Source organism: Caballeronia choica (assembly GCF_001544535.1).
Classification (GTDB): domain Bacteria; phylum Pseudomonadota; class Gammaproteobacteria; order Burkholderiales; family Burkholderiaceae; genus Caballeronia; species Caballeronia choica.
Window position 1 is genome coordinate 1 of sequence record NZ_FCON02000109.1, and the last position, 25,795, is coordinate 25,795.

The following is a 25,795-nucleotide window of genomic DNA, read 5'->3' on the forward strand; positions in this document are numbered from 1 at the left end:
CGCCGCTAGCCCGTTATGTCGGAGTGGTCCAACCGGGGGAGTGTCGTTAGCGGGGTTTCATCGTTGTTGGCATGTAGAAAAGGCGCGCACGTCGCACCCCGACAGGGAGTGGATCAGCAGTCATTCATCCGTCCTGGCACTTCGTGCCCGACGACAGGTCGTTAAACGGTGAATCGAAGCATGCAGCAAGCACGAACGTAGGATCGTGATCTAGCGATGGGTTTCGGGTTTCGGTTTTGCTGACGGGTGAGCGCGTAGCGCGAGGCCGGATGTATGACTGCTGGTCCACTCTGTATCGCGGTGCGACGTGCGCGCCTCTTCTACATGCCAACAACCATGAAACTCCGCTAACGACACTCCCCCGGTTGGACCACTCCGACATAACGGTCTGGCGGCGACTGGCAAGAATTGGCGTTGGAAAGCTGCTTTCTTTGCTTACTTTCTTTGCAGCAGCAAAGAAAGTGAGTCCCGCCCCGGACAGGGGCAGAGCAAATAAACCAAAAACAAAACAAGTTCAGTAGAAGCGCAAAAACATCAAACGGCGTAAACCCCACAACCACCCCCAAGCGCCAGCGACCACCTACCCCCTCACCGAAAGAACGGCTGCGCGCCCTCGATATTCCAATGCCGCTCGATTTCGATCAGCCGCAGGCGCAGCCGGTTCACCTCTTCCGCGAGTCGCATCGCGAGCCAGTGCATGCCCTGCAGATCGGCCTGCGGCTGCGCGACTTCGATACCGGGCTTGACCTCCAGCGCATACGCCGCCGCGTGCAGCAACCCGACGCGCCCGAAACGCAGCGCCCGCGCCATCAGCAGCAAGGTCTGCCGCACGGCGCGCTCCTCGGCATTGGGGCTGGCCGCCAGCATCCGCGCGCTCTCGGCGCCGGAGGTCGCCATCATTTCGAGCGCCGCGAGAATCGATCGGTGCAGCCGCTGGATTTCGTCGAGAATCGACACCGGCACGTCGATCTCCTTCGCCACCGACTCCATCAGCGAACGCGACTGCACGAGACGCCGGCTCATCACGAGAAAGCGCTGCGTAAGCGCCTCCGGGTCCATCGGCTTGCCTTCGAGGATCGCGGCATAGAGCCGCGCGGATTCGCGCAGGTTGTCGGCGAGGCGGTAGCGCCACGAATAAGTCGCGTATTGCGGCAGCACGAACGAAAAAGCGAGCGCGATCACGATGCCGATCAGTACGTTCGCCGTGCGCCACAGGCCAACATCGATCGGCAGGTCGCCGTGACCGGAGACGATCACCATCGTGATCGCCGTCAGGAGCGCGACGTAGCCCGCCTTGCCGATCGCGTAGTAAGCGCAGGCGCCGGCAATCGCCGACATCAGCAGGAACGTCAGCCAGAGCGACCCGACAATACCCTGCACGATGATGAGCGACAGTCCCAGCCCCGCGCCGAGCAACGTGCCGAGTGCGCGCTCGGCGGCTTTCTTGCGGATGTTGCCGTGATGCTGGAGCCCGCCGATGACGACGAGCAGCGTCACCGAAGCCCACACGCCGTGCGGAAGATTCGCGCCGGACGTGAGCGCGATCGACGCCAGCATCGCGAGGGCGACGCGGATCGCGTGGAGGAAGCTCGCGTGCCGGTAGCGGAAATACGGCGACGCCAGCACATGCAGCATGCGCCGTGCGGGGCTGCGGCGGGACGCAGGCGTTTCGAGGGTGGGCATGATGGGAGGCTCGCGTCGATAGGGGTCGGCCCGCAAGATACGAACCCGATTCTACGGCCGCCCAAACCAAAACGCCCGCAACTTCCGTTGCGGGCGCTTCGCGTTTTGAGCGTTGTGCGCGTTGTGAGCGCCGCGGTTGCCGCCGCGGCTTCCGGCGAACTCAGCCTTCGACGACGTCGAGATAGTCCTCGGGTCGCGTGCGGTCGTCCGAACGCCTGAGGCCGAACACGCGCACGAGCACGCTGACGACGATCGACACGATCAGGTTCACGATCAGCGCCCACACCGCCGCGTAGCCCGGCACGGCATAGCCGAACAGATGGATCGTATAGATCGAGCCCGCGAGCTTCAGCGACACCGCCATCCACGTCCCCACGCCGATGCCCACCGCCCAGCCGAGCAACAGGCCGCGATAGTCCAGCACGCGCGTATAGAGACCGAGCACGAGCGCGGGCAGCGTCTGGATGATCCAGATGCCGCCGAGCAGTTGCAACTGGATCGCATAGGTGAGCGGCAGCGCGAGAATGAACACCACCGCGCCGACCTTCACCAGCAACGACACCATCTTCGCGACGTTGGTCTCCTGCTCGGGCGTCATGCCGCGGTTCACGAACTCGCGATGCACGTTGCGGGTATACAGGTTGGCCGCCGCGATCGACATGATCGCCGCCGGCACCAGCGCGCCGATGCCGATCGCCGCGAACGCCACGCCGACGAACCACGACGGGAAGTACTGCAGGAAGAGCGCGGGCACCGCGAAGTTCGGCCCGAACGCCTTGAAGTACGGCGCGTAGACCGGCATGTCCTTCACGCCCGACGCGAGCGCCATGTAGCCAAGCAGCGCGAGCAGGCCAAGCACCAGCGAATACGCCGGCAGGAGCGCCATGTTGCGGCGGATCGTGTTGCCCGAGTTCGACGACAGGATCGCCGTCACCGAATGCGGATACAGGAACAGCGCGAGCGCCGAGCCGACCGCGAGTGTCGCGTAGGCGCTATAGCCGTTCAGGCTCGCGGCATCCGGCGCCTTGAGCAGCAGTTTCGCCGGCGGGACCACGCCGAAGATGTGCCCGAAGCCGCCGAGTTGCGCCGGGATCACGATCATCGCCGCGATGATCGTGATATAGATCAGCACGTCCTTCACGACCGCGATCATCGCCGGCGCGCGCAAGCCCGACGTGTACGTGTACGCCGCGAGGATCGCGAAGGCGATGATCAGCGGCAGGTCGCCGATGAAGCCCTTCGTATCGAAACCCAGCGCGCCGATCACCACTTCGATGCCGACGAGTTGCAGCGCAATATACGGCATCGTCGCGACGATGCCCGTTACCGCGACCGCCAGCGCCAGCATGCGGCTGTTGTAGCGCGCGTGGACGAAGTCGGCGGCGGTCACGTAGCCGTGGCGCTTCGCGATGCTCCAGAGTTTCGGGAACACGACGAACGCGAACGGATAGATCATGATCGTGTACGGCAGCGCGAAGAAACCGGTCGCGCCCGCGCCGAACACGAGCGCCGGCACCGCGATGAAGGTATAGGCCGTATAGAGATCGCCGCCCAGCAGGAACCAGGTCACGATCGTGCCGAAGCGCCGGCCGCCGAGACCCCATTCGTCGAGTTGCGAGAGATCGCCCTTGCGCCAGTGCGCGGCGATGAAGCCGAGAATCGTCACGCCGACGAAGAACAGGACGAAGACGAAGGTTGCGGTGGAATTCATCATCGCGCGGCACCTTTGCCACGCGTGCTGATGGCCTTGGTTTTCTTGTAGACGACGGCGGTGATCACCGCACTGATCAGCACCCAGAGCAACTGGTACCAATAGAAAAACGGAAAGCCCCACAGTACCGGTTCGATCTTATTGTAGAACGGCACCCAGATGACGCCGATCCATGGCAGGACCAGCAGCCACAGCCAATGTTTGTTGCGGGGTTGCCCCGTGCCAGTCGCAGCTTCGTGAGCCATGACGGTCTCCTGTTTTGTTCTTGGAATTCGCTGTCCGGACGGCCGGTCATCGGGTAAAGACGGTCATCGCGGAAAGCATCTCGAAAATAACACGAGGAGTATATGGACGCATAAAACAAGGTCAAGCGGGGCGAACCCGATGCATTAAGCTGAAGTGAAAGTAAATTGTAATAAGGCGCACAGCCTCGGCGCGCCTGGGTTTGCGTCCTGGCAGCGCGCTGTTGGCGTCAAATGGCGAAGCGTTCCGGCGCGCTTTCGCCCGCGCGCTCGTGTGCGCTGATCGCAAGCGCGCGGACCCACTCGCGCGCGGGCAGCCGCAGTTCCTTCTCAATGAGTTTCGCGCGCGTTTCGAGCGCCGCGAACGGCACGTCGAGCGCCGGACCCGCGAACGCCAGCGCGACACGGTTGCCGTCGTGCACTTCCGGCAGCGCGATCACGCGGCCGTCGAAGGCTTCGGTCAGCCGCTTCATGTTGCGCACGAAGCTCGGATGATCGCCGAACAGGTTGATCGTGACGACGCCCGCTTCCGGCGTCAGGCATGCGCGGCACGCGCGATAGAACGACACGCTGTCAAGCACCGGCCCGCGCGCGGTGGCATCGTAGAGATCGATTTGCAGCGCCCCGATCGTGCCGTGATTCGCGCGATCGTTGACGAACTCCCACGCGTCCTGCTCGTTCACCGTGAGACGGGCATCGTCGGACGACAGTTCGAACATCGTGCGCGCCGCGATCACGACGGCCGGATTCAGTTCGACCGCTTCGACCTTCGCGCGTGTGAGGAACGCATGGCAGAACTTGGTGAGCGCGGCGGCGCCGAGGCCGAGTTGCACGATGCGTTTGGGCGTCTCGATGAAGAGCAGCCACGCCATCATCTGCTGCGCGTATTCGAGTTCGATGTGATTCGGCTTCTTCAGGCGCATCGCGCCCTGCACCCATTCCGTGCCGAAATGCAGGAAGCGCACGCCGCCCTCTTCCGAAAACGTCACGGGCGCGTAGCGCGGCTTGCGCGGGGTTTCGATGCGCGGGGCTTCGTCGAAGTCGTCGGTGCGGTCGCGCTTCGAGCGTTTGTCGTGCTTGTTGTGTTTGTCTTCGCGCTGCTTGCCGCTGAACGCCCGGGCTTCGGCGGATGCGCGCTTGATGAGTTTCGTCATGTCGTGAGGATCTCGCGCCAGAAGCGCAATTTTTGGTCGAACGAGAGAATGGCATTCGCCGGACTCGACGACGGCAGCACCAGCGTCGCGTATCCCGCCGCGCGAATCACCGGTTCGAAGCGGCCCGACGTCTTGCCGTTGAAGCAGACTTTCCGTAGCTGAGGCGCGTGCAGGCGGAATGAGGCGAAATCGTTCGGATTCGCGTGGCGGATCGCAGCGTCGAGACTGCCTTCGCGTTCGCAGGCGGCGAGCACGTCCCACAGGCCGATGCCGTGGGCAAGCAGGCGTTGCACGCGTGCGTCGTAGGGAAGTTCGTGCAGCGCTTCGCCGATCAACGCGCCGATCAGCCGCCAGAACTGGTTGCGCGGATGCGCGTAGTACTGCGTCGCCGTGAGCGACGCCACGCCAGGAAAGCTGCCGAGGATCAGCGTGTGGGTCGCTTGATCGGCGATCGGCGGGAAACCTTGCAGCATCACTTCGCCTCGCCGCGCACGACGCGCACGTTGCGCGGATTACGTGCGGCGTGCGACGCCAGATGTCCGAGCGGCCGCGAATGCTCGCGATGCGACTCATGCGGCGCGTCGGCCGACGCCAACCGCGACCACAGCGCCGGCAACATGCATTCGGTGACCATCAGTGGCGCGGCGTGCCGCTCGAAGACCGACCGGCGCGCAACCAGCGTGTGATCGCGAACGCCTCCAAACAGCTTCGCCGCGAGGCGATACAACGGATGACGTGCGGTCACCCTCCGACTCGCAAGCGCCGAACGCGCGACGCTGCTGTCGCTATACAGAAGCTCCGCGAGCGGCCGCGTGCGCAGCGAGCGCATCGCCTGCCAGACGCCCGCGCTCTGCGCGAGCGGCACGATGCTGTGCGCCGCGACGAACGGCACGCCGTCGACCCTCAGCACGACTTCGCGCACCCAGCACGGCGTGCGCGGCGCGATGCCGAGCGCCCGCCATTCATCGGCGAACGGCATGTCGACGGCTTCGCGCGTCACTTCGACCGTCACCGCGCCGAGCGTGCGCAAATGCGCGGTGAGCGAGCCGCCGCGCGTCGCCCAGTCCTTCTGATCAGTGGTGAAAACCGCAAGCGGCGCGATGCGCCAGTGCGCATCGGCGGGATCGTTGGGTGTCGGCATGGCGGGAATTATAAGACTGTCCCGCAGTTAGGACGAATCGTATGGAGACTTGAAAATCGGTGAGCAAGACTGCTGCGCCGGTCGAGGGAGATCGCACCGGCCTCGCGGATATCCGCCGCGAGCCCTTCAAACTGAGAGGAAGTTGAATGTCGACCAATACGAAGCAAACGTCCAAGAAGGTTGCGCATCTCGCAGCCGAAACGCTGCACGATCCGAAAGCATCGGCCATCGCGAAGAGCCTTGCGGCCTCCGCCCTGTCGCAGTCGCACACGGACAAGCAGACGAGCGCGGAGATGGAACACAAGGCCAGTGAAGTCCTGCATAGCGACAAGTATTCCGAAGACACGAAGACGCTCGCGGCATCGGTGCTCGCGCAGGCCAACAAGGAACGCAAGGTGAAGTAAAAAGGAACGCGCTGCCGGATTGCTCCGGCAGCGCGTTTTCACTCGTGCGCGATACTGAACGCTTAACCCGAACGCTTATCGCGCCAGCAACAGCGTGTTGGTCCGCTTGACGAAGCTCGCCGGATCTTCCAGCGCGCCGCCTTCCGCGAGCAATGCCTGATCGAACAGCAGGTGGCACCAGTCGCTGAAATTAGCGCTGTCGGCGTTGAGATTCTTCACCAGCGGATGCTCCGGATTCACTTCGAGAATCGGCTGCATCTGCGGCGCCTGCTGCCCCGCTGCCTTCAGCATGCGTTGCAGATAGCCGCTCATGTCGCCTTCATCGGCGACGAGGCAGGTCGGCGAATCGGTGAGACGGAACGTGAGGCGCACGTCCTTCGCCTTGCCTTCGAGCGCTTCCTTCATCTTCTCGACGAGCGGCTTCATTTCCTCGCCGACCTTTTCCTGCTGCTCTTTTTCTTCGTCGTTCAGCGCGCCGAGGTCGAGGTCGCCGCGTGCGACGCTCTGCAACGGCTTGCCGTCGAATTCGTTCAGGAACGACAGCGCCCATTCGTCGACGCGATCCGACAGCAGCAGCACTTCCACGCCCTTCTTGCGGAACACTTCGAGATGCGGGCTGTTCTTCGCGGCCTGCCAGCTATCGGCGGTGACGTAGTAGATCTTCGTCTGCTCGGGCTTCATGCGCGCGACGTAATCCGCCAGCGACACGTTCTGCTCGGCCGTCGCGTTGTGCGTCGAGGCAAAGCGCACCAGCTTGGCGATGCGTTCGCGATTGCCGAAGTCTTCGCCGAGGCCTTCCTTGAATACCTGGCCGAACTCGGTCCAGAAGGTGGCGTATTTCGCCTTGTCCGCTTCCTCGGTGGCTTCCGCCGACGACGACGCAATCTCTTCCAGCATCGACAGCACGCGCTTGGTCACGCCTTCGCGGATCGCCTTCACGTCGCGGCTTTCCTGCAGGATTTCGCGCGAGACGTTGAGCGGGAGGTCGGCCGAATCGACGACGCCCTTCACGAAACGCAGATACTGCGGCAGCAGTTGCTCGGCGTCGTCCATGATGAACACGCGCTTCACGTACAGCTTGAGGCCGCTGCGATGATCGCGGTTCCAGAGATCGAACGGCGCGTGTTTCGGCACGTACAGCAGTTGCGTGTACTCGCTGCGGCCTTCGACGCGATTGTGCGTCCACGCGAGCGGATCGTCGTGATCGTGCGACAGGTGCTGGTAGAACTGCTTGTACTGCTCGTCGGTGATGTCGTTCTTCGGGCGGGTCCAGAGGGCGCTCGCCTGGTTGACGGTCTCGTCCTCGTCCTTCGTCACCATCTCGCTCTTTTCCGCGTCCCACTCTTCCTTGTTCATCAGGATCGGCAGCGCGACGTGATCGGAGTACTTCTGGATGATCGACTTCAGCTTGTGGGTGGAGAGCAGCTCGTCTTCGTCGGCTCGCAGATGCAGCGTGATCGTCGTGCCGCGCTGTGCGCGCTCGATCTGTTCGACGGCGAAGTCGCCTTCGCCCGCGCTCGTCCAGCGCACGCCTTCGCTCGCCGGCAGCCCGGCGCGGCGCGTTTCGACCGTGATCTTGTCCGCGACGATGAAGCCCGAATAGAAGCCCACGCCGAACTGGCCGATCAGCGCCGCGTCCTTCTGCTGGTCGCCGGAGAGCTTCGAGAAGAATTCCTTGGTGCCCGAGCGTGCGATCGTGCCGAGATGGGAGATCGCTTCGTCGCGGCTCATGCCGATGCCGTTGTCGTCGATCGTGACCGTGCGCGCGGTTTTGTCGTAGGACACGCGGATTCGCAGGTCGGAATCGTTCTCGTAGAGCGCGCTGTTTTCGATGGCCTCGAAGCGCAGCTTGTCGGCGGCGTCGGATGCGTTCGAGATCAGCTCGCGTAAGAAGATTTCCTTGTTGCTGTAGAGCGAATGGATCATCAGGTTCAGAAGCTGCTTCACTTCCGCCTGGAAGCTCATGGTTTCTTGCGCCATGGTCGGGTCCTTTGGTTGGGTTTTGGTGTTGATGATTGCCGCGTTTTGGCCAGCGCGGGATCGTGTTGAGCGAGTTGGCGTCAGTTAGGGGTGGGGTGGGGGGTTTTCAAGGGGTGAGGCGCTTTTTTCCTGCGACGGGGGCTGGGGACATTTCGCGGGTTATTTCGTTTTGTGCGGTGCGATACCCGCCGTGCGATAGCAGTGGCAGTCGGGGTGGCGCAGATCGGCCAAACGCGGTCGTTGGACATGGCCACTCAGATCGTCGACAATCTGACCCGTCGAAACCCGCCAACGCCGCCGCAACTGGTCTCGTTGCGCCCAGGACGGATGACGAAACAAGCTCAGTCCCCACGTTGCATAAGGTATCTAGTAGGAAAAACACCGCCATGCTCATGGATCGCCTCTTCAAGCCGCAAAGTGCTCAACGTTTGTATCACTACTGCTCGGCTGAGTCGTTCCGAGCGATCTTGGAGTCGGGCAGGCTTCGCTTCTCCGATATCAATATGCTTAACGACGCGATGGAATACCGGTGGGGCTATTCTATTTTCGAAGAAGCCGCAACGCGTTTGATAAAGAGAATTGATGTTTCCGATAACGTCCCGCAGATGGATATCGCGTTTTTTCATGCCGTCGACGAAATCCTGTCGAAGGGGCAGCTAATCGCTCACCCTTTTGTCTCGTGCCTCTCGTTTGAGGCCAATAGCTTGGATCAATGGCGCAAGTACGCCGATGATGGTCGCGGATATGCAATCGGCTTTCTCGCCTCCTCTCTTCAGCACATGCCGATCAGCCTTCTTGAAGTCTCGTACGATCGCGAAGTGCAAGTGAAGGAGATGATGGCTGCTCTGGTCGCTACGCACAGTCGATCATCGCCGCCGGAATTGCCTTTACAAGGCGAGTCCGCCGAAGATGTTGCATTGATAGCGGCATATATGGCTGCCTTTAAGCACCCTTCATTCGCATCGGAACGAGAAGTCAGATGTCTCCATGCGATTTCTCTCGAGAAAATTCAAGACAGCTTTCGGTTTGTCTCTCGGGGCACAGCAAGCAGTGCGGGCGTTGAGAATAAGGTTGCATTCACAATACGAGACGATGCTCTAACCCCGCACGTCGATCTTCCTCTTACAGCATCCGATGGAAGTTGCCCGATTGTCGAAGTGGCTACGGGTCCAAAGAACCCGACCAAGATGGGTAACGTATTCCTCTTTCTTGGCAGCCAAGGACACTCGAATGTTGCGGTGCGCCCTTCCGACCTTCCTTATCGATGATGTCGTCACCGACTACCCTCGCGGCAGTTAGTCGGATTGTCGTATCGCTCGTACCTACCCTACCTTGAGGTTGGACCCTGCTGGCGTCTGACCTCAGCGGTTTTTTTCGTGCTTAGACCTGCATGGATAGTCTGCTTCACTGCGAGTTGGCCGACAGCTTTGGGTCGATCGGCGCCGGTCGATTCGATCGCACATGCTGCGGGCCGGTTGTTGTGGTGCAGCATTGGACGTGAGCATGACATGCTACGGATGCCGTTTTGTTCCAACCAGATCATGAGCTTGAAAAAGAGCGCGAGCCGATGAAGCTGCCACCCGCAATCCGCGCCGCCTGTTCCCGCGCGCTCCCGCGCAAAAAAACCGCCAGACCGCTAACCAACGGTGAAATCACAATGGCCCGCCTCGTCTTCGCCGACGCCATCGACTATTCGAAAGTCGCGATCCACGACCACGGCTATTTCCCCTTCGGTTTGCAGCATCACCGAACGGCGGTCACACCCAACGGCCACATGTATTTCCCAAAAGCCTGCTTCAGCGACGACTTCTCGACACAGGACCTCGCCTCACAAATGTGGTTCATGCACGAGATGACGCACGTCTGGCAGTATCAACTGGGCTACTGGGTAAAGACGCGCGGCGCGCTGCGAATCGGCCTCGGCTACGGCTACACACTCGCGCACGACCATCGGCTCTGCCGCTACAACATGGAAGCGCAAGGCAACCTTCTCGCCGATTATTTCGCGCTGAAGTGTCTCGGCAGCGCGGGCCAGCCGCACCTCTACGAACACAAATACCGCACCCACCCCGATGCCCTCGCGCTCTTCGAAGCCGTGCTCGCCGATTTCCTCGACGATCCCGCAAACAAGCGCAACCTCCCCCGCCGCATGAAACATCATCCGGCATGAAGCCGGATCAATCACCCACTACGCCGGCCGCCCCGCTCCAAATGCCCCGCCAGCATCGCCGGCAACCCCGGATCGCCGCAATTGGCGATGTTGAAGCGCATCCAGGTCGTCGGCGACTGATGCGGCGAGAACAGGCTCCCCGGCGACAGCAAAAAGCCCGCCTCGTGCCCGGCGGCCGCGAGCCCTTCCGAATCCACGCCGGTGTCGGCCCACAGGAACATCCCCGCCGTCGGCGATGAAAACAGCCTGAGGCCGGTCTTTTCCAGCATCCGCGCGGTCTTGTCGCGCACGCCGTCGAGCCGCGAGCGCAGGCGCTCGACGTGTCGCCGGTAATGGCCTTCGGTCAGCACCTTGTAGACGACGCGCTCGTTCAATTCCGGGCTCGTCATGCCGACGAGCATCTTCTGGTCGGTCAGCGCCGTCGCGACTTCCGCCGACGCCGCCACGTACCCCACCCGCAGATTCGCCGCGAGCGTCTTCGAGAAACTGCCGAGGAAGATCACGCGCTTCAACTGATCGAGGCTCGCGAGGCGCGTCGCGGGGTAGCCCTGCGGGCAGAGGTCGCCGTAGACATCGTCTTCCACGACGATGAAATCGTACGTCTGCGCGAGCTGCAAGATGCGAAAAGCCTGCGCGGCGGTCAGCGACGTGCCGGTCGGGTTCTGCAGTACGGAATTGATGACGAGCATCTTCGGACGCCACGTCTGGACCATCGCTTCGAGCGCGTCGAGATCGGGGCCATCGGGCGTGTACGGCATGCCGACGAGCCGCGCGCCCTGCGACGCGAAGCGCCCGAACATCTGGAACCACGCCGGATCGCCGACGATCACCGTATCGCCCGGCTGCACGTAGAGCCGCGCGATCAGGTCGATGGCCTGCGTGATGCCGGAAACCAGCACGATCTGCTGCGTCGAAGCGCCGATCTCCAGTTCTTCCAGCCGCGTCTGCAACTGCTGGCGCAGCGGCAGAAAACCCTGTGGCGTGCCGAAGCCGAGCATCTGCGCGCCGCTCTGCCGGCTCATCGAGCGCAGCGCGTTGGTGATCAGTTCGCCGTCGAGCCAGCGCCCGGGCAGGTAGCCAAGCCCCGGCCCTTTCTCCGGGCTCGACGTGTGCAGCATGTTGCGCAGCAGCCAGACCACGTCGATCGCGCTTTGCACCGGCTCGCGCTCGGGCGCGGCCACGATGCTCAACGTGGGCGCCGCGCTCGCCCGGTCGCGGACGTAGAAGCCCGAGCCGCGCCGCGAATCGAGATAGCCTTGCGCGACGAGCCGCTCATACGCCTCGACGACCGTGAACCGCGACACGCCCTTGTCGAGCGCGAGCTTGCGGATCGACGGCATGCGCATGCCGGGGCGGAACACGCGTTCTTCGATGCGCCGCCGGCCCCACTGGACCAACTGGTCGACGAGCGTCAGTTGCGGCGCGTCGTGCGGTGCGGGAATCAGGTCGAGCGGCACGGACATGGGCGGCCCCGGCTTTGGGAGAAATGGCTCGGCGAAAACTGTACCGAATAGTCTTTGTCCGATTGTACCGTTACTGTGCAGGTGATAGGCGCTACATTTGACTTTCTGGACGAAAGCCGATGCCGCGAGGCCATCGGCGCGCGAGGTCGAGCGTGCAGGTTGAAAGGTTATGCTATCGGCCCCGATTCCTTCTGCTGGATCGTCATGACCGCTCACCGCTCGCCATCCGCCTTGAAACTCGATCATCTCGTCATCGCCGCGCGCACGCTCGAAGAGGGCGAGCAGTTCATCGTCACGACGTTCGGCGTCCCGACGAGCGGCGGCGGCGCGCATCCTCTGATGCGTACTCACAACCGGCTGCTTAACCTGTGGGGCGGCGCGTATCTCGAGGTGATCGCGATCGATCCGGACGCGCCCGCCGTCGATGCGCCGCGCGCGCGGCTCTACGCACTCGACGATCCGGCGCTGCAGCGGCGGATCGAAAGCGGTCCGCAACTCGTGCATTGGGTCGCGCGGGTTGAGCGGCCGAAGCTGCTTGCGCGCTGGCAGGCGCAGTATCCGGAGCGCATCGCGCCCGTGGTGCCGATGACGCGCGGTTCGAACACATGGGGCCTGACAGTCCTCGACGACGGCGCGTTTCCCGCGTGGCAAGGCGCCGGCGACGGCGTCGCGCCTTCGTTGATCCAGTGGGACACGCCGCTGCATCCGTCGTCGACGCTGCCGGAAACGGGCATCGCGCTGCGTTCGCTGACCGGGTTTCATCCGCGCGCCGAGACGATCGCGGAGCAGCTTGCGTGGCTCGGAGCAGCGCACCTGATGCGCGTCGAGCCGACGTCCGGCCTGCCCGCGATCGTCGCGGAATTCGAGTTGCCGGATGGCTCGGTCGTGACGCTCGGCGAATCGGCGGAATCCGTCGATGCCGCGCAGCGCGAGCGGGCCGAAGCCGCCGAGGCTGCCAAAAAACCGCGCAAGCGCGTGAAGAGCAGCAAGGCAAACGAGGAAACGGCGGCGGAATCGGCCGAAGAGCAGGTGGAATCGCACGAGGAAGCGGCAGCCGGTTCCACCACCCCGCCCGACATCGAAAGCGCCCGCCAGGCAACACCGACTCAACCCGAATAACCGGTCGCCGGGTGCAGCTCCCGTCGACCCCGACACGCGCAGGCCGCCCCAACATCGCGCCCGCGCCGGACAAAAAGGAGATTCGCCCCGATGAAGACCCGCGAAACCGAAGGCATGCTGCTCGGCCTGATCGGCGTGATCATTTTCAGCCTGACGCTGCCGATGACCCGCATCGTCGTGCAGGAAGTCCATCCGATCCTGAATGGCCTCGGCCGCGCGCTCGTCGCCGCGATTCCCGCCGCCGCCCTGCTCGTCTGGCGCCGCGAGCGCTGGCCGACGTGGCAGCAGGTCAAGGGCCTCGCCGTCGTCGCGCTGGGCGTGATCATCGCGTTTCCGGTCTTTTCCGCGTGGGCGATGAAGACCGTGCCGGCGTCGCACGGTGCGGTCGTCAACGGGCTCCAGCCGCTGTGCGTCGCGATCTACGCCGCGTGGCTTTCGCACGAGCGGCCATCGAAGGGATTCTGGTTCAGCGCGCTCGCGGGCAGCGCGATCGTCGTCGCGTTCGCGCTGCAAGCGGGCGGCGGCGGCTTGCAGGCCGGCGACCTGCTGATGCTCGTCGCGGTCGGCATCGGCGCGCTCGGCTATGCCGAAGGCGCGCGGCTCGCGCGCCAGATGGGCGGCTGGCAGGTGATCTGCTGGGCGCTCGTGCTGTCCGCGCCGTTTCTCGTGCTGCCGGTCGGCTGGCTCGCGTGGGCGCATCACGCGGCGCACCCGGAACCGCTCGCGTTGCGCACCTGGCTCGCGTTCGGCTATGTGACGCTGTTCTCGCAGTTCATCGGCTTCTTCGCGTGGTACGCGGGGCTCGCGATGGGCGGCATCGCGCGCGTCGGACAGGTACAGCTGCTGCAAATCTTCTTCACGATGGCGTTTTCCGCGCTCTTTTTCGGCGAGCGCGTCGAGGCATCGACGTGGATCTACGCGGCCGCCGTGATCGCGACCGTCATGCTCGGCCGCAAGACCGCCGTGCGCACCGCGCCGGTCGCAGCCGTGCCGGCTCCGGCGCCAGCCGTGCGGGGGACGACCTCAAGATGACGCCCGCGAGCGATAATGGACGTTTTCGAGATGCGCACCCCGACGACGGTGCCCCCTGACGAACACGTCGCCGCAAGCACCCAACACCCCGCAGCAAGCCCATTGCAAAAACGCAGCCCCGCTGCAATCGAGACGACCGAGGAATCCATGAATCAAGCCGACCTTCGCGCCACGCCCTGGCAACTTTCCGAACGCGCACGCAAGCTGACCAGCTCGGCGATCCGCGAGATTCTGAAGGTCACGGAGCGGCCTGAAGTCATTTCGTTCGCGGGCGGGCTGCCCTCGCCTGCCACCTTCCCGGTCGAGGAGATGCGCCGGGCGTCGGAACATATCCTGCGCGACCATCCGGCCGCCGCGCTGCAATACAGCGCAACCGAAGGCTTCCTGCCGCTGCGCGAGTGGGTCGCGGCGCGCTATTCGGTGGGCGGCGCGCAGATCCGCGCGTCGCAGGTGCTGATCACGACCGGTTCGCAACAGGCGCTCGACCTGCTCGGCAAGGTGCTGATCGACCCGGCGAGCCGCGTGCTGGTCGAAACGCCGACCTATCTCGGCGCGTTGCAGTCGTTTTCCCTGTTCGAGCCGAACTACGTGCAAGTGCCGACCGATGAGCACGGCCTGATCCCCGAGCGCCTCGACGCGAAGCTGGTCGAGGGGGCGCGGCTCCTGTACGCGCAGCCGAACTTCCAGAATCCGACCGGACGGCGCCTGCCGCTCGCGCGCCGCCGCGCCCTCGCGCAATTCGCGCAAAAGGCTGCGTTCCCGATCATCGAGGACGACCCGTACGGCGCGCTCGACTACGCCGGCGCCCCGCTGCCGACGATGCTCTCGATGGCGCCCGATCACATCGTGCATCTCGGCTCGTTTTCGAAGGTGCTGGCGCCGGGGTTGCGCGTGGGCTACATCATCGCGCCCGAGGAACTGCACTTCAAGCTCGTGCAGGCGAAGCAGGCAACCGATCTCCACACGCCGAGCCTCACGCAGCGCATCGTGCACGAAGTGGTCAAGGACGGCTTTCTCGACAAGCACGTGCCGACCATCCGCGCGCTCTATCGCGATCAGTGCGCGGCGATGCTCGCGGCGCTGGAACATCACATGCCGGCGGGTGTCGAATGGAACCGGCCCGAGGGCGGCATGTTCGTCTGGGTGACGCTGCCGAAGCACATCGACACGATGAAGCTGCTTGCCGATTCGATCGAACAGCACGTCGCGTTCGTGCCGGGCGGCCCGTTCTTCGCGAACGAGGCCGAGCACAACACGCTGCGCCTGTCGTTCGTCACGGTGCCGCCGGCGAAAATCAACGAAGGCGTGGCGAAGCTCGGCGCGCTGATTCGCGCGCGGCTTTGAGCGGCCCGCACCGCATTCTTCAACCCGTTTCCAGGAGTCATTGATGGCCGAATCGAACGTCTACGACAAGCTGAAGGAACTCGGCATCGAACTGCCGAGCGCCGCCGCGCCCGCCGCGGCCTATGTGATGAGCGCGCAGAGCGGCAACACCGTGTATCTGTCGGGCCATATCGCGAAGAAGGACGGCAAGGTCCACGCGGGCAAGCTCGGCGACACGCTCGTCACCGAGGAAGGCAGGGCCGCCGCCCGCGCCGTCGCGATCGATCTGATCGCGACGCTGCATGCGCATGTCGGCGATTTGAACCGCGTCAAGCGCATCGTCAAGGTGATGAGCCTCGTCAATTCGACGCCCGATTTCACCGAGCAGCATCTGGTGACGAACGGCGCGTCGGAACTGCTCGCCGATGTGTTCGGCGAGCGCGGCAAGCATGCCCGCTCGGCGTTCGGCGTCGCGCAGATTCCGATGGGCGCGTGTGTCGAGATCGAGTTGATCGCCGAAGTCGCGTAATTCCGGCGACGTCCGCAAGAAGCCCGGTGCCGCACGCGCAGCGCCGGGCTTTTTTTTGTGTGCACCGCCGACCCGGTGCGACAAATCCAACCAACATCGGACAACCGACAGCATCGTCCGCTTAACCCGTAAAGACGCCTCCCGATGCACGCACGAACGGTTCGCTTCAGGCAGGTCGACGTTTTCACGTCGGTGCCCTTCAAGGGCAATCCGCTGGCCGTGATTTTCGACGCCGACGATTTGTCGACCGAGGAGATGCAGGCCATCGCGCGCTGGACCAATCTCTCCGAGACCACGTTCCTGCTCCGCCCGACCGACCCCGAAGCCGACTATCGCGTGCGCATTTTCACGACATCGATGGAACTGCCGTTCGCCGGCCACCCGACGCTCGGCACCGCGCACGCGCTTCTCGAAAGCGGCTACACGCCGAAACAGGCGGGACGGCTCGTGCAGCAATGCGGCGTGGGCCTCGTGCCGATCGTCGAGCGCGACGGCGGCGCTTGGGCCTTCGCCGCACCGCCCGCGCGCATCGAACCGCTCGACGATGCGCGGCAACAACGGCTCGCCGCAGCTTTCGCGCCCGGCGTAATCGATTTCAATGCGCCGCCGTGCGCCGTGAACAACGGCGTGCCGTGGCTCGTCGCGCGCCTGAAAACGGCCGCCGATGTGCTCTCGCTCGCGCCGAACCGCGACGCAATGACCGCGATCGCCGCCGATACCGGAACGCTCGGGCTCGCGGTCTACGGCCCGCACGCCGGTGCCACGCCGGCCACCTTCGAGCTGCGCGCCTTGCTGTACGGGGCGGAGACGGGCGAGGACCCCGTCACGGGCAGCGCGAACGCCGCGCTCGCCTGCCTGCTCACGACACAAGGCGCCCGGCCCGGCCTTTCATATACCGTGCGTCAGGGCACGGTGCTAGGCCGCGACGGCCGCGTTTTCATCACCTACGACGACCACACCGCCGACGCGCGCACCTGGATCGGCGGACATACGGTGACGGTGGTGGAAGGCACGTTCCGCTTCTGAGCGCAAGCGAGCCGCGCGTATACCCCCAACGACCGCGCTTCCTTAATCGGGAAGGCTTCAGTAATATCTGAACAATCAGGGACCCGACCAACACGGGCGACAGCATCGCCCGTCTCGCGATGAGGCGCGATGCGCGCGCCAAAACGCAAACGTGTGCTTGCGGACTGGCGGATGCATTACGGCGGGGCGACAATGGACGTCGACGGTAAGCGGGTTTCAAGCATGTCGCCAGCCGATGTCGCGGAAGCCACGCGGCCGCCTTCGCGCACGCGGGCGAGCCATCCGGCAGCGCCCGCCCGATTCTTGCTCCAAGGTGGACTTTGCGGTGAACCCCTGTCGTCGGCCCAACTCTCCATAACATGCACCTGTTTTACTCAGTAGCGCAGTCGAGCGTCAGGTACGCCGCGCCGCGAGGCTCACGGACACGAGCGAGCTCATGAATCGAACACGGCCCAACGTGGCACGCGAAGGCATGCGCAGCGGTCTGCCGCCCCGCCGGCGGGCGCTGCTTGTCATTCCCGTGCTCGGGACGCTTGTGCTCGTGCTCTTGTGGACGGTCATCTTCGCGCGCCTGTCGGTGGAGCGCGAGGCGACCACCCACGAATCGATGGCTTCCGCCGCGATCCTCTCGTCGGCGCTCGAGCAGCACACGATCAAGGCGATCCACCAGGTCGACCAGGTCACGCGCTTCGTCAAGTACGAGTACGAGAAGTCGCCGGACAACTTCAACCTGATCTCGACCGTCGAAAAAGGCGTCGTGCAGAGCGACACGCTCGTGCAGGTTTCGCTGATCGACGAATACGGCACGCTCGTCGCGAACACCGCCGACCCGCATCCGAAACCGATCGACCTCTCCGATCGCGAGCACTTCAAGGTGCACGCGCATTCCAACGACGACCTGCTCTACATCAGCCGCCCAGTGCGCGGGCGCGTGTCGGGCCTCTGGACGCTGCAGATCACGCGGCGCCTGAATCATCCGGACGGGTCATTCGCGGGCGTCGTCGTGGTGTCGGAAGACCCGGCCTACTTCACGAGCGACTTCTACAACGTCGCGTCGATCGGGCGCGAAGGCGTGATTGCCGTCGTCTCGGACAATGGCTCCGTGCTCGCGCGCAATACGGGTGCGGGCGCGTCGGAAGGCTCCGCCGGCCGGACGACGACACCCGCGGGAAAGCCCGACACGCGCAGCGCCGTCGAACGGGCGCGCGGCGACTTCACCGCGAGCGGCGTGTATCCGACCTCCGATCACGCGTCGGGCATCTACGTCGATCCGATCGACAACGTGAAGCGCATCGTCTCGTACCGGCACATCGACGGCTATCCGCTCGGCGTGCTGGTGGGGTTGTCGGTGAAGGAAGAACTCGTCGACTACAACCACACGCGCAACGTCTACCTGCTGATGGCGACCTTCATCTCGCTCGCGATGCTCGGCTTCTTCGGCGTCGCGACGGGCCTGATCGGCAAGCTGCTCGGACGTGAACGCGAGATGACGCATCTCGTCGAATTCGACTTGCTCACGGGGCTGCGCAACCGCTATTCGACGTTGCAGGCTTTGCGTCAGGACGTCGCGCAGTCGGACAATCTCGGGCGCCTCGCCCTCCTCTTCATCGACCTCGACAATTTCAAGACAGTGAACGACACGCTCGGCCACAACGCCGGCGACATCGTGTTGCAGATGACCGCGTCGCGGCTCGCGGAGACGGTCGGCGAGAGCGGGCGGCTGTCGCGCATCGGCGGCGACGAGTTCGTCGTGGTCGTGAAGGGCAGCGAAGTCGAGCGGCGCGCGGTGGACCTGGCCGAACAGATATCCACCATGTTCGCGACGCCCTTCGACGTGCGCGGCAGCGCGTTCGTGCTGCATGCGAGCATCGGGATCGCGCTCTTTTCGGTGTCGAACGAAAGCGAGATCGACCTGCTCAAGAAAGCCGATCTCGCGATGTACAGTGCGAAGGACGCGGGGCGCAACTGCTATCAGTTCTACTCGCCGCACCTGTCGCATCGCGCCGATCACCTGATGAAGTGGGAGCAGCAACTGCGCGTCGCGCTGACCGAGCAGCAGTTGTTTCTCGCGTACCAGCCGAAGATCGATCTGGCGCGGCGCTGTATCACCGGCTTCGAGGCGCTCGTGCGCTGGAATCATCCGCAGCACGGGCTGATACCGGCGAACGAGTTCATTCCGGTCGCGGAATCGACGGGGCTGATCGTGCCGGTCGGCGATTTCGTGATTCATACGGCGTGCATGCAACTCGCGCATTGGCGGCAGGAAGGTTATACGGGGCTCTCGCTCGCGGTCAATATTTCGGCCGTGCAGTTCTGGCGTGGCGATTTGCTCGAAACGGTCGAGCGCGCGATCACGGGCAGCGGCATTCCCGCCGACAAGCTTGAGCTGGAGATCACTGAAACCGTGATGATGGAATATCCGGAGCTGGTGCAGGAGAAGATCGCGGCGTTGAAGCGGCTGGGCGTGCGCATCGCGCTCGACGACTTCGGGACGGGCTATTCGTCGCTGTCGTATTTGAACCGCTTTTCTGTCGATACGCTCAAGGTGGATCGCTCGTTCATCCAGGCGATTCCGGAGGACCGCAGCGTCTGCGTGATGGTATCGGCGATCATCAACCTCGCCCGCTCGCTTGGGCTGACGGTAGTGGTGGAAGGTACCGAGAAGGAAGAGCAGATTACGTGGCTCGCGGCGCTGGGGCCGATCGAAGCGCAGGGATTTTTGTTCTCGCGGCCGGTTCCGGCGGAAGGCGTCCAGGCGCTGCTCGACCGGTTTGGCGTGTGTGGATGGCCTGCCGGCAAGGCACGGCGATCACGGACGGGGCATGGCAAGGAGCCTTCGAGCACCGCGCTGAGCGATGAGCGCGGAGGTTGACGGAAGCGCTTCGGGTCGGGTGTTGCGCCAGCAACAATCAGAACCCGCGATGCTCCGCAAGCCACGCCACCTCGTCCGGACGCGAGGCGCGTCCAAGAATCCGATTCCGATGCGGAAACCGCCCAAAGCGCTCGATGACTTCAGCGTGTTTCAACGCGTACTGCAAATACTCGTCATCGCCCGTTTCATCGCGTAACGCGGTGAACAGCCGCACAGCCTCGCGCTGGCTCTCCGGCGTTTCGTCATGCTCGAACGGCATGTACACAAAGACGCGATGGTGCAAGCTAGGCATCCGCCGATCATCACCCGAAGCCACCAGGGCCTTCGCCAGCGCCAAAGCCCGGCCATCACCCGCAAACGCGCGCGGCGTGCCGCGATAACAGTTCCGCGAGAACTGGTCGAGCATCACGATCAGCGCAAGCGCGCCCAGCGGCGTCTTCGCCCAATGCGCGAGTCTTCCATCGTGCGCCGCTTCGAGCAATGCGCCAAAGCGTTCATTCAACATCGCATCGAACGTGCGCTTCTTGATGAACCACGCCTTCTTCTCCCGACCAAACTCCGGCGACCCCGGCGCGCCAAACCACGCGTCGAGCACCGCTTGCGCGCGCGGGTCCGAAGGATTCTCCATCACGCGAACTCCAGCACGAGCCGCCGCGTGCGCGCACTCTTCTTCTCCAGCTTCGCGACGCGCAACTCGCCAATCTCACCCGTATTGCGCACATGCGTGCCGCCGCACGGCTGGAGATCCACACTCTCGATGCGCAGCAAACGCACGCGCCCAAGCCCGACCGGCGGCTTCACGCTCATCGTGCGCACGAGTTCGGGGCGCTCGGCCATTTCGTCGTCGGTGATCCATTCGGTCTGCACCGCGTGCGACGCGCCGACCAGCTCACGCAAGCGCGCCTCGACAAACTCGCGCTCGATCGGCTCGACAGTCGCGAAATCGAGCCGTGCGTACTCGGTCGTGATACTGCAGCCATCGACCGGATACGGCAGCACCGCGCACATCAGATGGCTCGCGGTGTGCAGGCGCATGTGCCGGTAACGGCGCTGCCAATCGATTTCGGCGATCACGCGCTCGCCCACCTCGATACGCGCGAGCGCTTCTTCCTGCCCCGGCGCCGGGACGTGCACGGCGTCATCGGGTGTCGCGCCTTCGAACCTGGCCTTGCGCGTGTCCGCAATGTCGATGCGCGTGCCATCCGCGCGTGTCAGCGTGCCGGCGTCGCCCGCCTGGCCGCCGCCGAGCGGATAGAACACGGTCTGGTCGAGGTGGATGCCCTGCTCGTCGATGGCGGTGATCGTCGCTTCGCAGCGGGTCTGGTAGGCATCTTCGCGAAAGAGTGCGCGTGTGCTCATGGGTTTCGTCCTTGGATTCGGTCATGCCGACAATCTTGCGAGCGGTCATTATGCCGACCGTTCGTGCCTCGCGTCGTCAGGAGCCGATCAAGAATCCGTCAAGATTCAACCCGGCCGGTTGCGCATCCCCCGGGCTGACGCGGACTGACAGGCCATTCGTCAAGCGGACAGTCAGGCCATCCGCGACTGATTCTCCCTGACGGTGCGCTCCATCATGCCGAGGGTCTCCGCAGTGATTGGCAAGCCGTTGGCATACTGCCGGAACCCTGACGCAACCGAGGCGATGCGTTCGATGGCCTGGGATGCCATACGCGGTGCAACGCCGGTCATGCTGGCGAGATTCATCAAGTGCTCGCGCGCCGGCGCCCTCGCCTCGCCGCAGATGTCCATCTGATGCTCCCCGCCCGGCCCCCCGTTGAACGTCAGGTCATAGGCGGGTGAAAACTGCCAGCGGCCGTCCGCGCCCATCACGAACGAGAAGTTTTTTGCGTGGTCGTCGCGGTTGTTGAACACGACGTTGAACACACATCGCTCAAACGCCTGCTGAACCTCGCGCGCGTCCCGCGTCATGAACTGCGTCAGCCGCAGCAACGTGATGTAGTCCATCTGTGGTACGCGGAAATCGGCGTGGGCCACACCCGCTGCCGTATGCATCGGCACACGCATCCCGTTCACGCGGTCAAACCGCTCGACGCCAAACGCTGACAGCGAGGGACCGAGGTCGAAGTAAACGGTGGCCGGCATCCGAAGTTCACAGGCCGCGGCAATCGCCCCGTACATCGCCTCGACCGCACAGACCTCCTTGTGGTCGTACTGCGCCGGGAATTTCACTAGCCACGGTGTTCCCGTTCCTTGCCCCGAGTTCGACATCCGGTCGGAATGTCGGTCATAGTTGACCAGCACCTTGGGGCGCGCGCCGTGCGGTGAGCCGCCCATCAGCGCAAGCTCGCGCAAGAGCGCCTCACTGTCATCCGCCATCACCTGGCGGACTTCGTGAGCGAGAGTAAGCAGTTGAACATCCTGCGGGACCAGTGCATCGCCGTCATTGGGTTCAAAGACGAGCGCGCCCATCGCTTTCTCGCCGATGAAGGCCAGCCGGTCCAGCGGAGACATGCGCCGGGGGTCCCAACCCTGCTTCCGAAACAACCGGTCCATCAGAAGCATGCCCCAGCCGTCCGGCAACGCGTCGCTCACGAGGCCGGGCAGTCGCAGTTGATGCGCGGGGAAGTCTCCATAGGTCGTCGCGGCGAGCGGCATCTTGAACGGAGACAAGTTCAAACCGCGTTGCTGCGCGAGCGCGGAGTATTCGAACAGAAGGTCAGTGCCATCGTCGGCCAGCTGGCCGAGCTCGAAGCGCTCACCCCAACCCGCGTAGATCACACTGAGTTTTTTCATCCGGGGCCCCTTGAAGCTCGCTGGCGCTTGACGCTGGCTGCCTCCATCGCCTTGATGGACTTGGGTTTCAGCTCGAAAATTCCGCCCAGTTCTTCCGCCAGCCCCAAAGCCATGACGACCTTCACGAAGTTGTCGAGGGTGGCTTGCCCGCTGCGCTCGATATTGCGAAGCGCCCTTTCGGATATACCAGCGCGGCTCGCGAGTTCCTCCTGCTTCAGATTCTGCAAGAGACGCTGGGCGCGTAGACGTTGCCCCAACTCCGCTACGATTTCTTGAGAGCTAGCCAGTGTAAAGTGCATTTTTATGCCGATTAAGCAAGAAAAACGGATTTATCGGCACAATTATACCGCTTATTGACTTTTTGATCAATCACGTCGCATTAACCGGCATCGGTTGAGCTATTAACTCGATATTCTCACTTTAATCGGCCGAAAATTACCGATTAATCGAGCCGATAACCGGCGCGATCAGCGAGGAGGCGAAGGTCTGGCGGGCTCGCCCGCTCGACGCCCCGCTTTCACGGGTTTGAAGGATCGAGGTCGACTTGACGTCGGACGCCAGCAGGAAAGGTGTTTCCAGCGCCCCTCTAGGGAAAAAAACATCTCCCAGTTTTGAAACACATCAACCGCTAACTATCGCCGGTTGCGCATCCAGTCGGCGGTATCGAAGAAGGACGTGAGCAGGCGTTCGCGCAACGGTTCGTCGAGGCCGACGTCCTCCATCGCCCACGCCATGCAGCGCAGCCACTGGTCGCGCTCGTCGGACGCGATCGAAAACGGCAGGTGCCGCGCGCGCAGGCGCGGATGGCCGAAGTGGCTGATGTAGTGGTCCGGGCCGCCCATCCAGCCGCACAGGAACCAGAAGAACTTGTCGCGCGAGCCGTCGAGGGTCGGCGGATGCAGTGCGCGAATGCCCGCGAACTCGGGTTCGAGATCCATCAGGTCGTAGAAACGATCGACCAGCGCGCGCACGCGCGCTTCGCCGCCGACCAGTTCAAACGCCGTCGGTTGCGGCGTTTCGGGGTTCGCTTCGTTCATGAATTCAAAAGTCGATAAAGGTTCAAGCATCCCGCAGCGACTGTAGCGCGGGACGCGCCAGCACGCGTCGCAAGCTGAGCCAGCCGCCGAGGCTCGCGCACGCCACGCCCGCGACGATGCCCGCCGGGACGAGCCACGGATTGAAGTCGATGTGGAACTCGAACACGCGCGAGGCCAGCACATAGCCGATCGCCTGCGCGCCGAGCGCGGCCATCAGGCCGGCGAGCGCGCCCACCGCGACGAACTCGGCCACCTGCACCGAGCGCACCTGCCGGTGCGACGCGCCAAGCGCGCGCAACAGCGCGGACTCGCGCACGCGCTCGTCGCGGGTGCCGGCGAGCGCGGCGTACAGCACGAGCACGCCGGCCGCGAGCGTGAAGAGGAACAGGAACTGCACGGCGCCGATCACCTGCTGCAGCGTGCGCTGGATCTGCGCGAGGATCGGCGTGGTATCGATGGCGGTCACGTTCGGATAGAGGCCGACGATGCCGTCGATCAGCGCCTGCTGGTTCGACGGCAGGTAGAAGCTCGTGATGAACGTCGCCGGCAGGTCACTCAGCGCGGCGGGCGGCATCAGCACGAAGAAGTTGACCTTGAACGAGTTCCAGTCGAGCTTGCGCACGCTCGTGACGGGGCCATCCACCTGCAACCCGGCGACGTCGAAGCGCAGCGTATCGCCGAGCTTCACGTGGATCAGCTTCGCGAGCCCCTGCTCGATCGACACCTGTGGTTTGCCGCTCGTGCCGAACCATTCGCCTTCGACGACGCGGTTGTCGCCGGGCAGGTCGGTCGTGTAGGACAGGTTGAATTCGCGATCGACGAGGCGCTTGGCATCGGCTTTCTCGTAGTTGTCCGGGCTCACCGGCTTGCCGTTGATCGCGATCAGGCGGCCGCGCACCATCGGCGAGAGCGCGGCGTCAGGCTGTCCGTGCTGCTTCAGATAGTTGGCGACACCCTGCCGCTGGTCCGGCTGGATGTCGATCAGGAACTGGTTCGGCGCGTCGGGCGGCGTGGCGTCGCGCCAGCCGGCGATCAGGTCGTTGCGCGTCATCGCGATCAGGAGGAGGCACATCAGTCCGATGCCGAGCGCCGTGATCTGGAGCGCGCTCGAGCCGCTGCGCCGTTCGAGCGACGCCAGCGCATACCGCCAGCCGACGCCCGCGCCGCCACGCTCGCGCCTCACGAAGCGCGCCGCCGCCCAGAGCGCCGCGCGCGCGATGCCGCCGAACACCAGCAAGCCGCCCGCGAATCCGCCCGCGACGATGCCGCCCAGCTTCCACTCGCCCGCCGCGAGCACGAGCAGCAACGCGAACAGCAGCACGCCCGCGCCGTAGGCGGCATACGCGACGCGCTGTTCAGCGCCGATCTCGCGCCGGATCACATGCACCGGCGGCACGCGCGTGAGCGGCAAGAGCGGCGGCACCGCGAAGCCGAGCAGGAGCACGAGGCCCATCGCGATGCCCTGAAGCGCGGGCCAGACGCTCGGCTTCGGCAATTCCACTTCGACCAGCGTGCCCAGCCAGTTCAGCAGCACGAGATGGCCGCCGAAACCCAGTACCACGCCGACGACGCTGCCGAGCACGCCGATCGTCAGGAACTCGCCGACGAAGAGTGAGCGCAGCGTCCGCTGGCTCACGCCGAGGCACCGCATCGCGGCGCATCCGTCGAGGTGCCGGCGCGCGAAGCGGTGCGCGGCCATCGCGATCGCGACCGCCGCGAGCAGCGCGGTCAGGAGCGAGACGAGCGTGAGAAAGTGGCTTGCGCGGTCGATCGTCTGGCGCACCTGCGGCTGCCCGTCCTGCAGCGATTCGAGGTTGACGCCGCGCAGCTTGCCGCCATCGACGCGCGCGCGCGCCCAGGTCGCGAAGCGCTCGATCTGTGCGTCGGGGCCTGCGACCAGCAGCCGGTACGTCACGCGGCTGCCGTAGCCGATGAGGCCGGTGCTCGCGAGTTCGTCGGCGCGCATCATCAGCCGTGGCGAGAAATTGACGAAGCCGAAGCCGCGATCCAGCTCGCGCGTGACGATTGCCGCCACGGTGAAGGTGCGCGTGCCGACCTTCACCGTGCCGCCGACGCGCGTCTTCAGCGCGTCGAGCAACGGCGGGTCGAGCCAGACGGTGCCGGGCGCGGGAATCGCAGTGGCGGGCGCATCGTG

Annotated in this window: 22 protein-coding genes and 1 pseudogene; 9 read left to right on the forward strand and 14 right to left on the reverse strand. The window is 64.3% G+C overall.

Annotated features, from left to right (window positions below; genetic code table 11):
- Positions 1 to 588 precede the first annotated feature (588 nt).
- The 6 genes from AWB68_RS31490 to AWB68_RS31515 form a co-directional block, all read right to left on the reverse strand.
- On the reverse strand, positions 589 to 1,683 hold the full coding sequence (locus AWB68_RS31490; protein ID WP_087648226.1) for an FUSC family protein: 1,095 nt from the start codon (positions 1,681 to 1,683) through the stop codon (positions 589 to 591).
- Positions 1,684 to 1,843: 160 nt separating this feature from the next.
- Positions 1,844 to 3,394, reverse strand: a complete 1,551-nt coding sequence (mctP, locus tag AWB68_RS31495) for a monocarboxylate uptake permease MctP (protein WP_087648248.1) — start codon at positions 3,392 to 3,394, stop codon at positions 1,844 to 1,846.
- The gene (locus tag AWB68_RS31500) at positions 3,394 to 3,639 is read right to left on the reverse strand and encodes a DUF3311 domain-containing protein (protein ID WP_087648227.1); all 246 of its coding nucleotides are present in this window, start codon (positions 3,637 to 3,639) and stop codon (positions 3,394 to 3,396) included. The genes mctP and AWB68_RS31500 overlap by 1 nt, the downstream gene beginning before the upstream one ends.
- A 227-nt stretch (positions 3,640 to 3,866) precedes the next feature.
- Complete coding sequence (locus AWB68_RS31505) at positions 3,867 to 4,790, reverse strand: class I SAM-dependent methyltransferase (RefSeq protein ID WP_087648228.1); 924 nt, start codon at positions 4,788 to 4,790, stop codon at positions 3,867 to 3,869.
- The gene (locus tag AWB68_RS31510; protein ID WP_200828845.1) at positions 4,787 to 5,263 is read right to left on the reverse strand and encodes a DNA-deoxyinosine glycosylase; all 477 of its coding nucleotides are present in this window, start codon (positions 5,261 to 5,263) and stop codon (positions 4,787 to 4,789) included. Before AWB68_RS31510 ends, AWB68_RS31505 begins: the two co-directional genes overlap by 4 nt.
- Positions 5,263 to 5,931 (reverse strand): chorismate--pyruvate lyase family protein, encoded by a 669-nt coding sequence (locus tag AWB68_RS31515; protein WP_087648230.1) that lies wholly within the window; start codon positions 5,929 to 5,931, stop codon positions 5,263 to 5,265. Before AWB68_RS31515 ends, AWB68_RS31510 begins: the two co-directional genes overlap by 1 nt.
- A gap of 146 nt (positions 5,932 to 6,077) precedes the next feature.
- Here AWB68_RS31515 and AWB68_RS31520 point away from each other — a divergent pair, with 146 nt between their 5' ends.
- Positions 6,078 to 6,335 (forward strand): hypothetical protein, encoded by a 258-nt coding sequence (locus AWB68_RS31520; RefSeq protein ID WP_087648231.1) that lies wholly within the window; start codon positions 6,078 to 6,080, stop codon positions 6,333 to 6,335.
- Between the two features lie 75 nt (positions 6,336 to 6,410).
- Here the strand turns inward: AWB68_RS31520 and htpG are convergent, their stop codons facing one another.
- A complete protein-coding gene (htpG, locus tag AWB68_RS31525) occupies positions 6,411 to 8,315 on the reverse strand; it encodes a molecular chaperone HtpG (RefSeq protein WP_087648232.1) in 1,905 nt (634 codons plus the stop codon).
- A 386-nt stretch (positions 8,316 to 8,701) separates the two neighbouring features.
- On the opposite strand from htpG, the gene AWB68_RS31530 reads away from it, so the two are divergent.
- Together AWB68_RS31530 and AWB68_RS31535 are read left to right on the forward strand one after the other, a co-directional pair.
- Entirely contained in the window at positions 8,702 to 9,583 is an 882-nt protein-coding gene (locus AWB68_RS31530; RefSeq protein WP_087648233.1) for a DUF2971 domain-containing protein, read from the forward strand.
- A gap of 389 nt (positions 9,584 to 9,972) precedes the next feature.
- Positions 9,973 to 10,485: a Rhs element Vgr protein gene (locus AWB68_RS31535; RefSeq protein WP_087648234.1), complete on the forward strand. Its 513-nt coding sequence runs from the start codon at positions 9,973 to 9,975 to the stop codon at positions 10,483 to 10,485.
- 11 nt (positions 10,486 to 10,496) lie between these two features.
- Here the strand turns inward: AWB68_RS31535 and AWB68_RS31540 are convergent, their stop codons facing one another.
- Positions 10,497 to 11,948, reverse strand: a complete 1,452-nt coding sequence (locus AWB68_RS31540; RefSeq protein ID WP_087648235.1) for an aminotransferase-like domain-containing protein — start codon at positions 11,946 to 11,948, stop codon at positions 10,497 to 10,499.
- Between the two features lie 204 nt (positions 11,949 to 12,152).
- Between AWB68_RS31540 and AWB68_RS31545 the strand changes: the two are divergent.
- From AWB68_RS31545 to AWB68_RS31570, 6 genes and pseudogenes are all read left to right on the forward strand, one after another.
- Positions 12,153 to 12,827 (forward strand): annotated as a pseudogene (locus AWB68_RS31545) (VOC family protein); the annotation flags it as partial.
- 330 nt (positions 12,828 to 13,157) lie between these two features.
- Positions 13,158 to 14,099 carry a DMT family transporter gene (locus AWB68_RS31550; protein ID WP_087648237.1) on the forward strand — a complete coding sequence of 314 codons (942 nt, stop codon included), beginning with the start codon at positions 13,158 to 13,160 and terminating at the stop codon, positions 14,097 to 14,099.
- 147 nt (positions 14,100 to 14,246) lie between these two features.
- Positions 14,247 to 15,443: an aminotransferase-like domain-containing protein gene (locus tag AWB68_RS31555; protein WP_087648238.1), complete on the forward strand. Its 1,197-nt coding sequence runs from the start codon at positions 14,247 to 14,249 to the stop codon at positions 15,441 to 15,443.
- Between the two features lie 43 nt (positions 15,444 to 15,486).
- Positions 15,487 to 15,951 (forward strand): RidA family protein, encoded by a 465-nt coding sequence (locus AWB68_RS31560; protein ID WP_087648239.1) that lies wholly within the window; start codon positions 15,487 to 15,489, stop codon positions 15,949 to 15,951.
- A gap of 144 nt (positions 15,952 to 16,095) precedes the next feature.
- The gene (locus tag AWB68_RS31565; RefSeq protein ID WP_087648240.1) at positions 16,096 to 16,977 is read left to right on the forward strand and encodes a PhzF family protein; all 882 of its coding nucleotides are present in this window, start codon (positions 16,096 to 16,098) and stop codon (positions 16,975 to 16,977) included.
- Positions 16,978 to 17,413: 436 nt separating this feature from the next.
- On the forward strand, positions 17,414 to 19,849 hold the full coding sequence (locus AWB68_RS31570; RefSeq protein WP_087648241.1) for a bifunctional diguanylate cyclase/phosphodiesterase: 2,436 nt from the start codon (positions 17,414 to 17,416) through the stop codon (positions 19,847 to 19,849).
- A gap of 37 nt (positions 19,850 to 19,886) precedes the next feature.
- Here AWB68_RS31570 and AWB68_RS31575 read toward each other — a convergent pair whose 3' ends face one another.
- The 6 genes from AWB68_RS31575 to AWB68_RS31600 form a co-directional block, all read right to left on the reverse strand.
- On the reverse strand, positions 19,887 to 20,477 hold the full coding sequence (locus AWB68_RS31575; RefSeq protein WP_087648242.1) for a DUF924 family protein: 591 nt from the start codon (positions 20,475 to 20,477) through the stop codon (positions 19,887 to 19,889).
- A complete protein-coding gene (locus AWB68_RS31580) occupies positions 20,477 to 21,208 on the reverse strand; it encodes an alanyl-tRNA editing protein (RefSeq protein ID WP_087648243.1) in 732 nt (243 codons plus the stop codon). The genes AWB68_RS31575 and AWB68_RS31580 overlap by 1 nt, the downstream gene beginning before the upstream one ends.
- Positions 21,209 to 21,379: 171 nt before the next feature.
- Positions 21,380 to 22,603: a type II toxin-antitoxin system HipA family toxin gene (locus AWB68_RS31585; protein ID WP_087648244.1), complete on the reverse strand. Its 1,224-nt coding sequence runs from the start codon at positions 22,601 to 22,603 to the stop codon at positions 21,380 to 21,382.
- The gene (locus AWB68_RS31590; protein WP_087648245.1) at positions 22,600 to 22,902 is read right to left on the reverse strand and encodes a helix-turn-helix domain-containing protein; all 303 of its coding nucleotides are present in this window, start codon (positions 22,900 to 22,902) and stop codon (positions 22,600 to 22,602) included. Before AWB68_RS31590 ends, AWB68_RS31585 begins: the two co-directional genes overlap by 4 nt.
- A gap of 333 nt (positions 22,903 to 23,235) precedes the next feature.
- On the reverse strand, positions 23,236 to 23,640 hold the full coding sequence (locus AWB68_RS31595; protein ID WP_125483102.1) for a group II truncated hemoglobin: 405 nt from the start codon (positions 23,638 to 23,640) through the stop codon (positions 23,236 to 23,238).
- 22 nt (positions 23,641 to 23,662) lie between these two features.
- Positions 23,663 to 25,795: ABC transporter permease (locus AWB68_RS31600; RefSeq protein ID WP_087648247.1), on the reverse strand; the 2,133-nt coding region annotated here is incomplete at its 5' end.

What these genes read in the sequence shown, in the direction of transcription:
- AWB68_RS31490 (WP_087648226.1), bottom strand. Translation starts at nt 1,683, where the DNA reads ATGCCCACCCTCGAAACGCCTGCGTCCCGCCGCAGCCCCGCACGGCGC.
- mctP (WP_087648248.1), bottom strand. Translation starts at nt 3,394, where the DNA reads ATGAATTCCACCGCAACCTTCGTCTTCGTCCTGTTCTTCGTCGGCGTG.
- AWB68_RS31500 (WP_087648227.1), bottom strand. Translation starts at nt 3,639, where the DNA reads ATGGCTCACGAAGCTGCGACTGGCACGGGGCAACCCCGCAACAAACAT.
- AWB68_RS31505 (WP_087648228.1), bottom strand. Translation starts at nt 4,790, where the DNA reads ATGACGAAACTCATCAAGCGCGCATCCGCCGAAGCCCGGGCGTTCAGC.
- AWB68_RS31510 (WP_200828845.1), bottom strand. Translation starts at nt 5,263, where the DNA reads ATGCTGCAAGGTTTCCCGCCGATCGCCGATCAAGCGACCCACACGCTG.
- AWB68_RS31515 (WP_087648230.1), bottom strand. Translation starts at nt 5,931, where the DNA reads ATGCCGACACCCAACGATCCCGCCGATGCGCACTGGCGCATCGCGCCG.
- AWB68_RS31520 (WP_087648231.1), top strand. Translation starts at nt 6,078, where the DNA reads ATGTCGACCAATACGAAGCAAACGTCCAAGAAGGTTGCGCATCTCGCA.
- htpG (WP_087648232.1), bottom strand. Translation starts at nt 8,315, where the DNA reads ATGGCGCAAGAAACCATGAGCTTCCAGGCGGAAGTGAAGCAGCTTCTG.
- AWB68_RS31530 (WP_087648233.1), top strand. Translation starts at nt 8,702, where the DNA reads ATGCTCATGGATCGCCTCTTCAAGCCGCAAAGTGCTCAACGTTTGTAT.
- AWB68_RS31535 (WP_087648234.1), top strand. Translation starts at nt 9,973, where the DNA reads ATGGCCCGCCTCGTCTTCGCCGACGCCATCGACTATTCGAAAGTCGCG.
- AWB68_RS31540 (WP_087648235.1), bottom strand. Translation starts at nt 11,948, where the DNA reads ATGTCCGTGCCGCTCGACCTGATTCCCGCACCGCACGACGCGCCGCAA.
- AWB68_RS31550 (WP_087648237.1), top strand. Translation starts at nt 13,158, where the DNA reads ATGAAGACCCGCGAAACCGAAGGCATGCTGCTCGGCCTGATCGGCGTG.
- AWB68_RS31555 (WP_087648238.1), top strand. Translation starts at nt 14,247, where the DNA reads ATGAATCAAGCCGACCTTCGCGCCACGCCCTGGCAACTTTCCGAACGC.
- AWB68_RS31560 (WP_087648239.1), top strand. Translation starts at nt 15,487, where the DNA reads ATGGCCGAATCGAACGTCTACGACAAGCTGAAGGAACTCGGCATCGAA.
- AWB68_RS31565 (WP_087648240.1), top strand. Translation starts at nt 16,096, where the DNA reads ATGCACGCACGAACGGTTCGCTTCAGGCAGGTCGACGTTTTCACGTCG.
- AWB68_RS31570 (WP_087648241.1), top strand. Translation starts at nt 17,414, where the DNA reads ATGAATCGAACACGGCCCAACGTGGCACGCGAAGGCATGCGCAGCGGT.
- AWB68_RS31575 (WP_087648242.1), bottom strand. Translation starts at nt 20,477, where the DNA reads ATGGAGAATCCTTCGGACCCGCGCGCGCAAGCGGTGCTCGACGCGTGG.
- AWB68_RS31580 (WP_087648243.1), bottom strand. Translation starts at nt 21,208, where the DNA reads ATGAGCACACGCGCACTCTTTCGCGAAGATGCCTACCAGACCCGCTGC.
- AWB68_RS31585 (WP_087648244.1), bottom strand. Translation starts at nt 22,603, where the DNA reads ATGAAAAAACTCAGTGTGATCTACGCGGGTTGGGGTGAGCGCTTCGAG.
- AWB68_RS31590 (WP_087648245.1), bottom strand. Translation starts at nt 22,902, where the DNA reads ATGCACTTTACACTGGCTAGCTCTCAAGAAATCGTAGCGGAGTTGGGG.
- AWB68_RS31595 (WP_125483102.1), bottom strand. Translation starts at nt 23,640, where the DNA reads ATGAACGAAGCGAACCCCGAAACGCCGCAACCGACGGCGTTTGAACTG.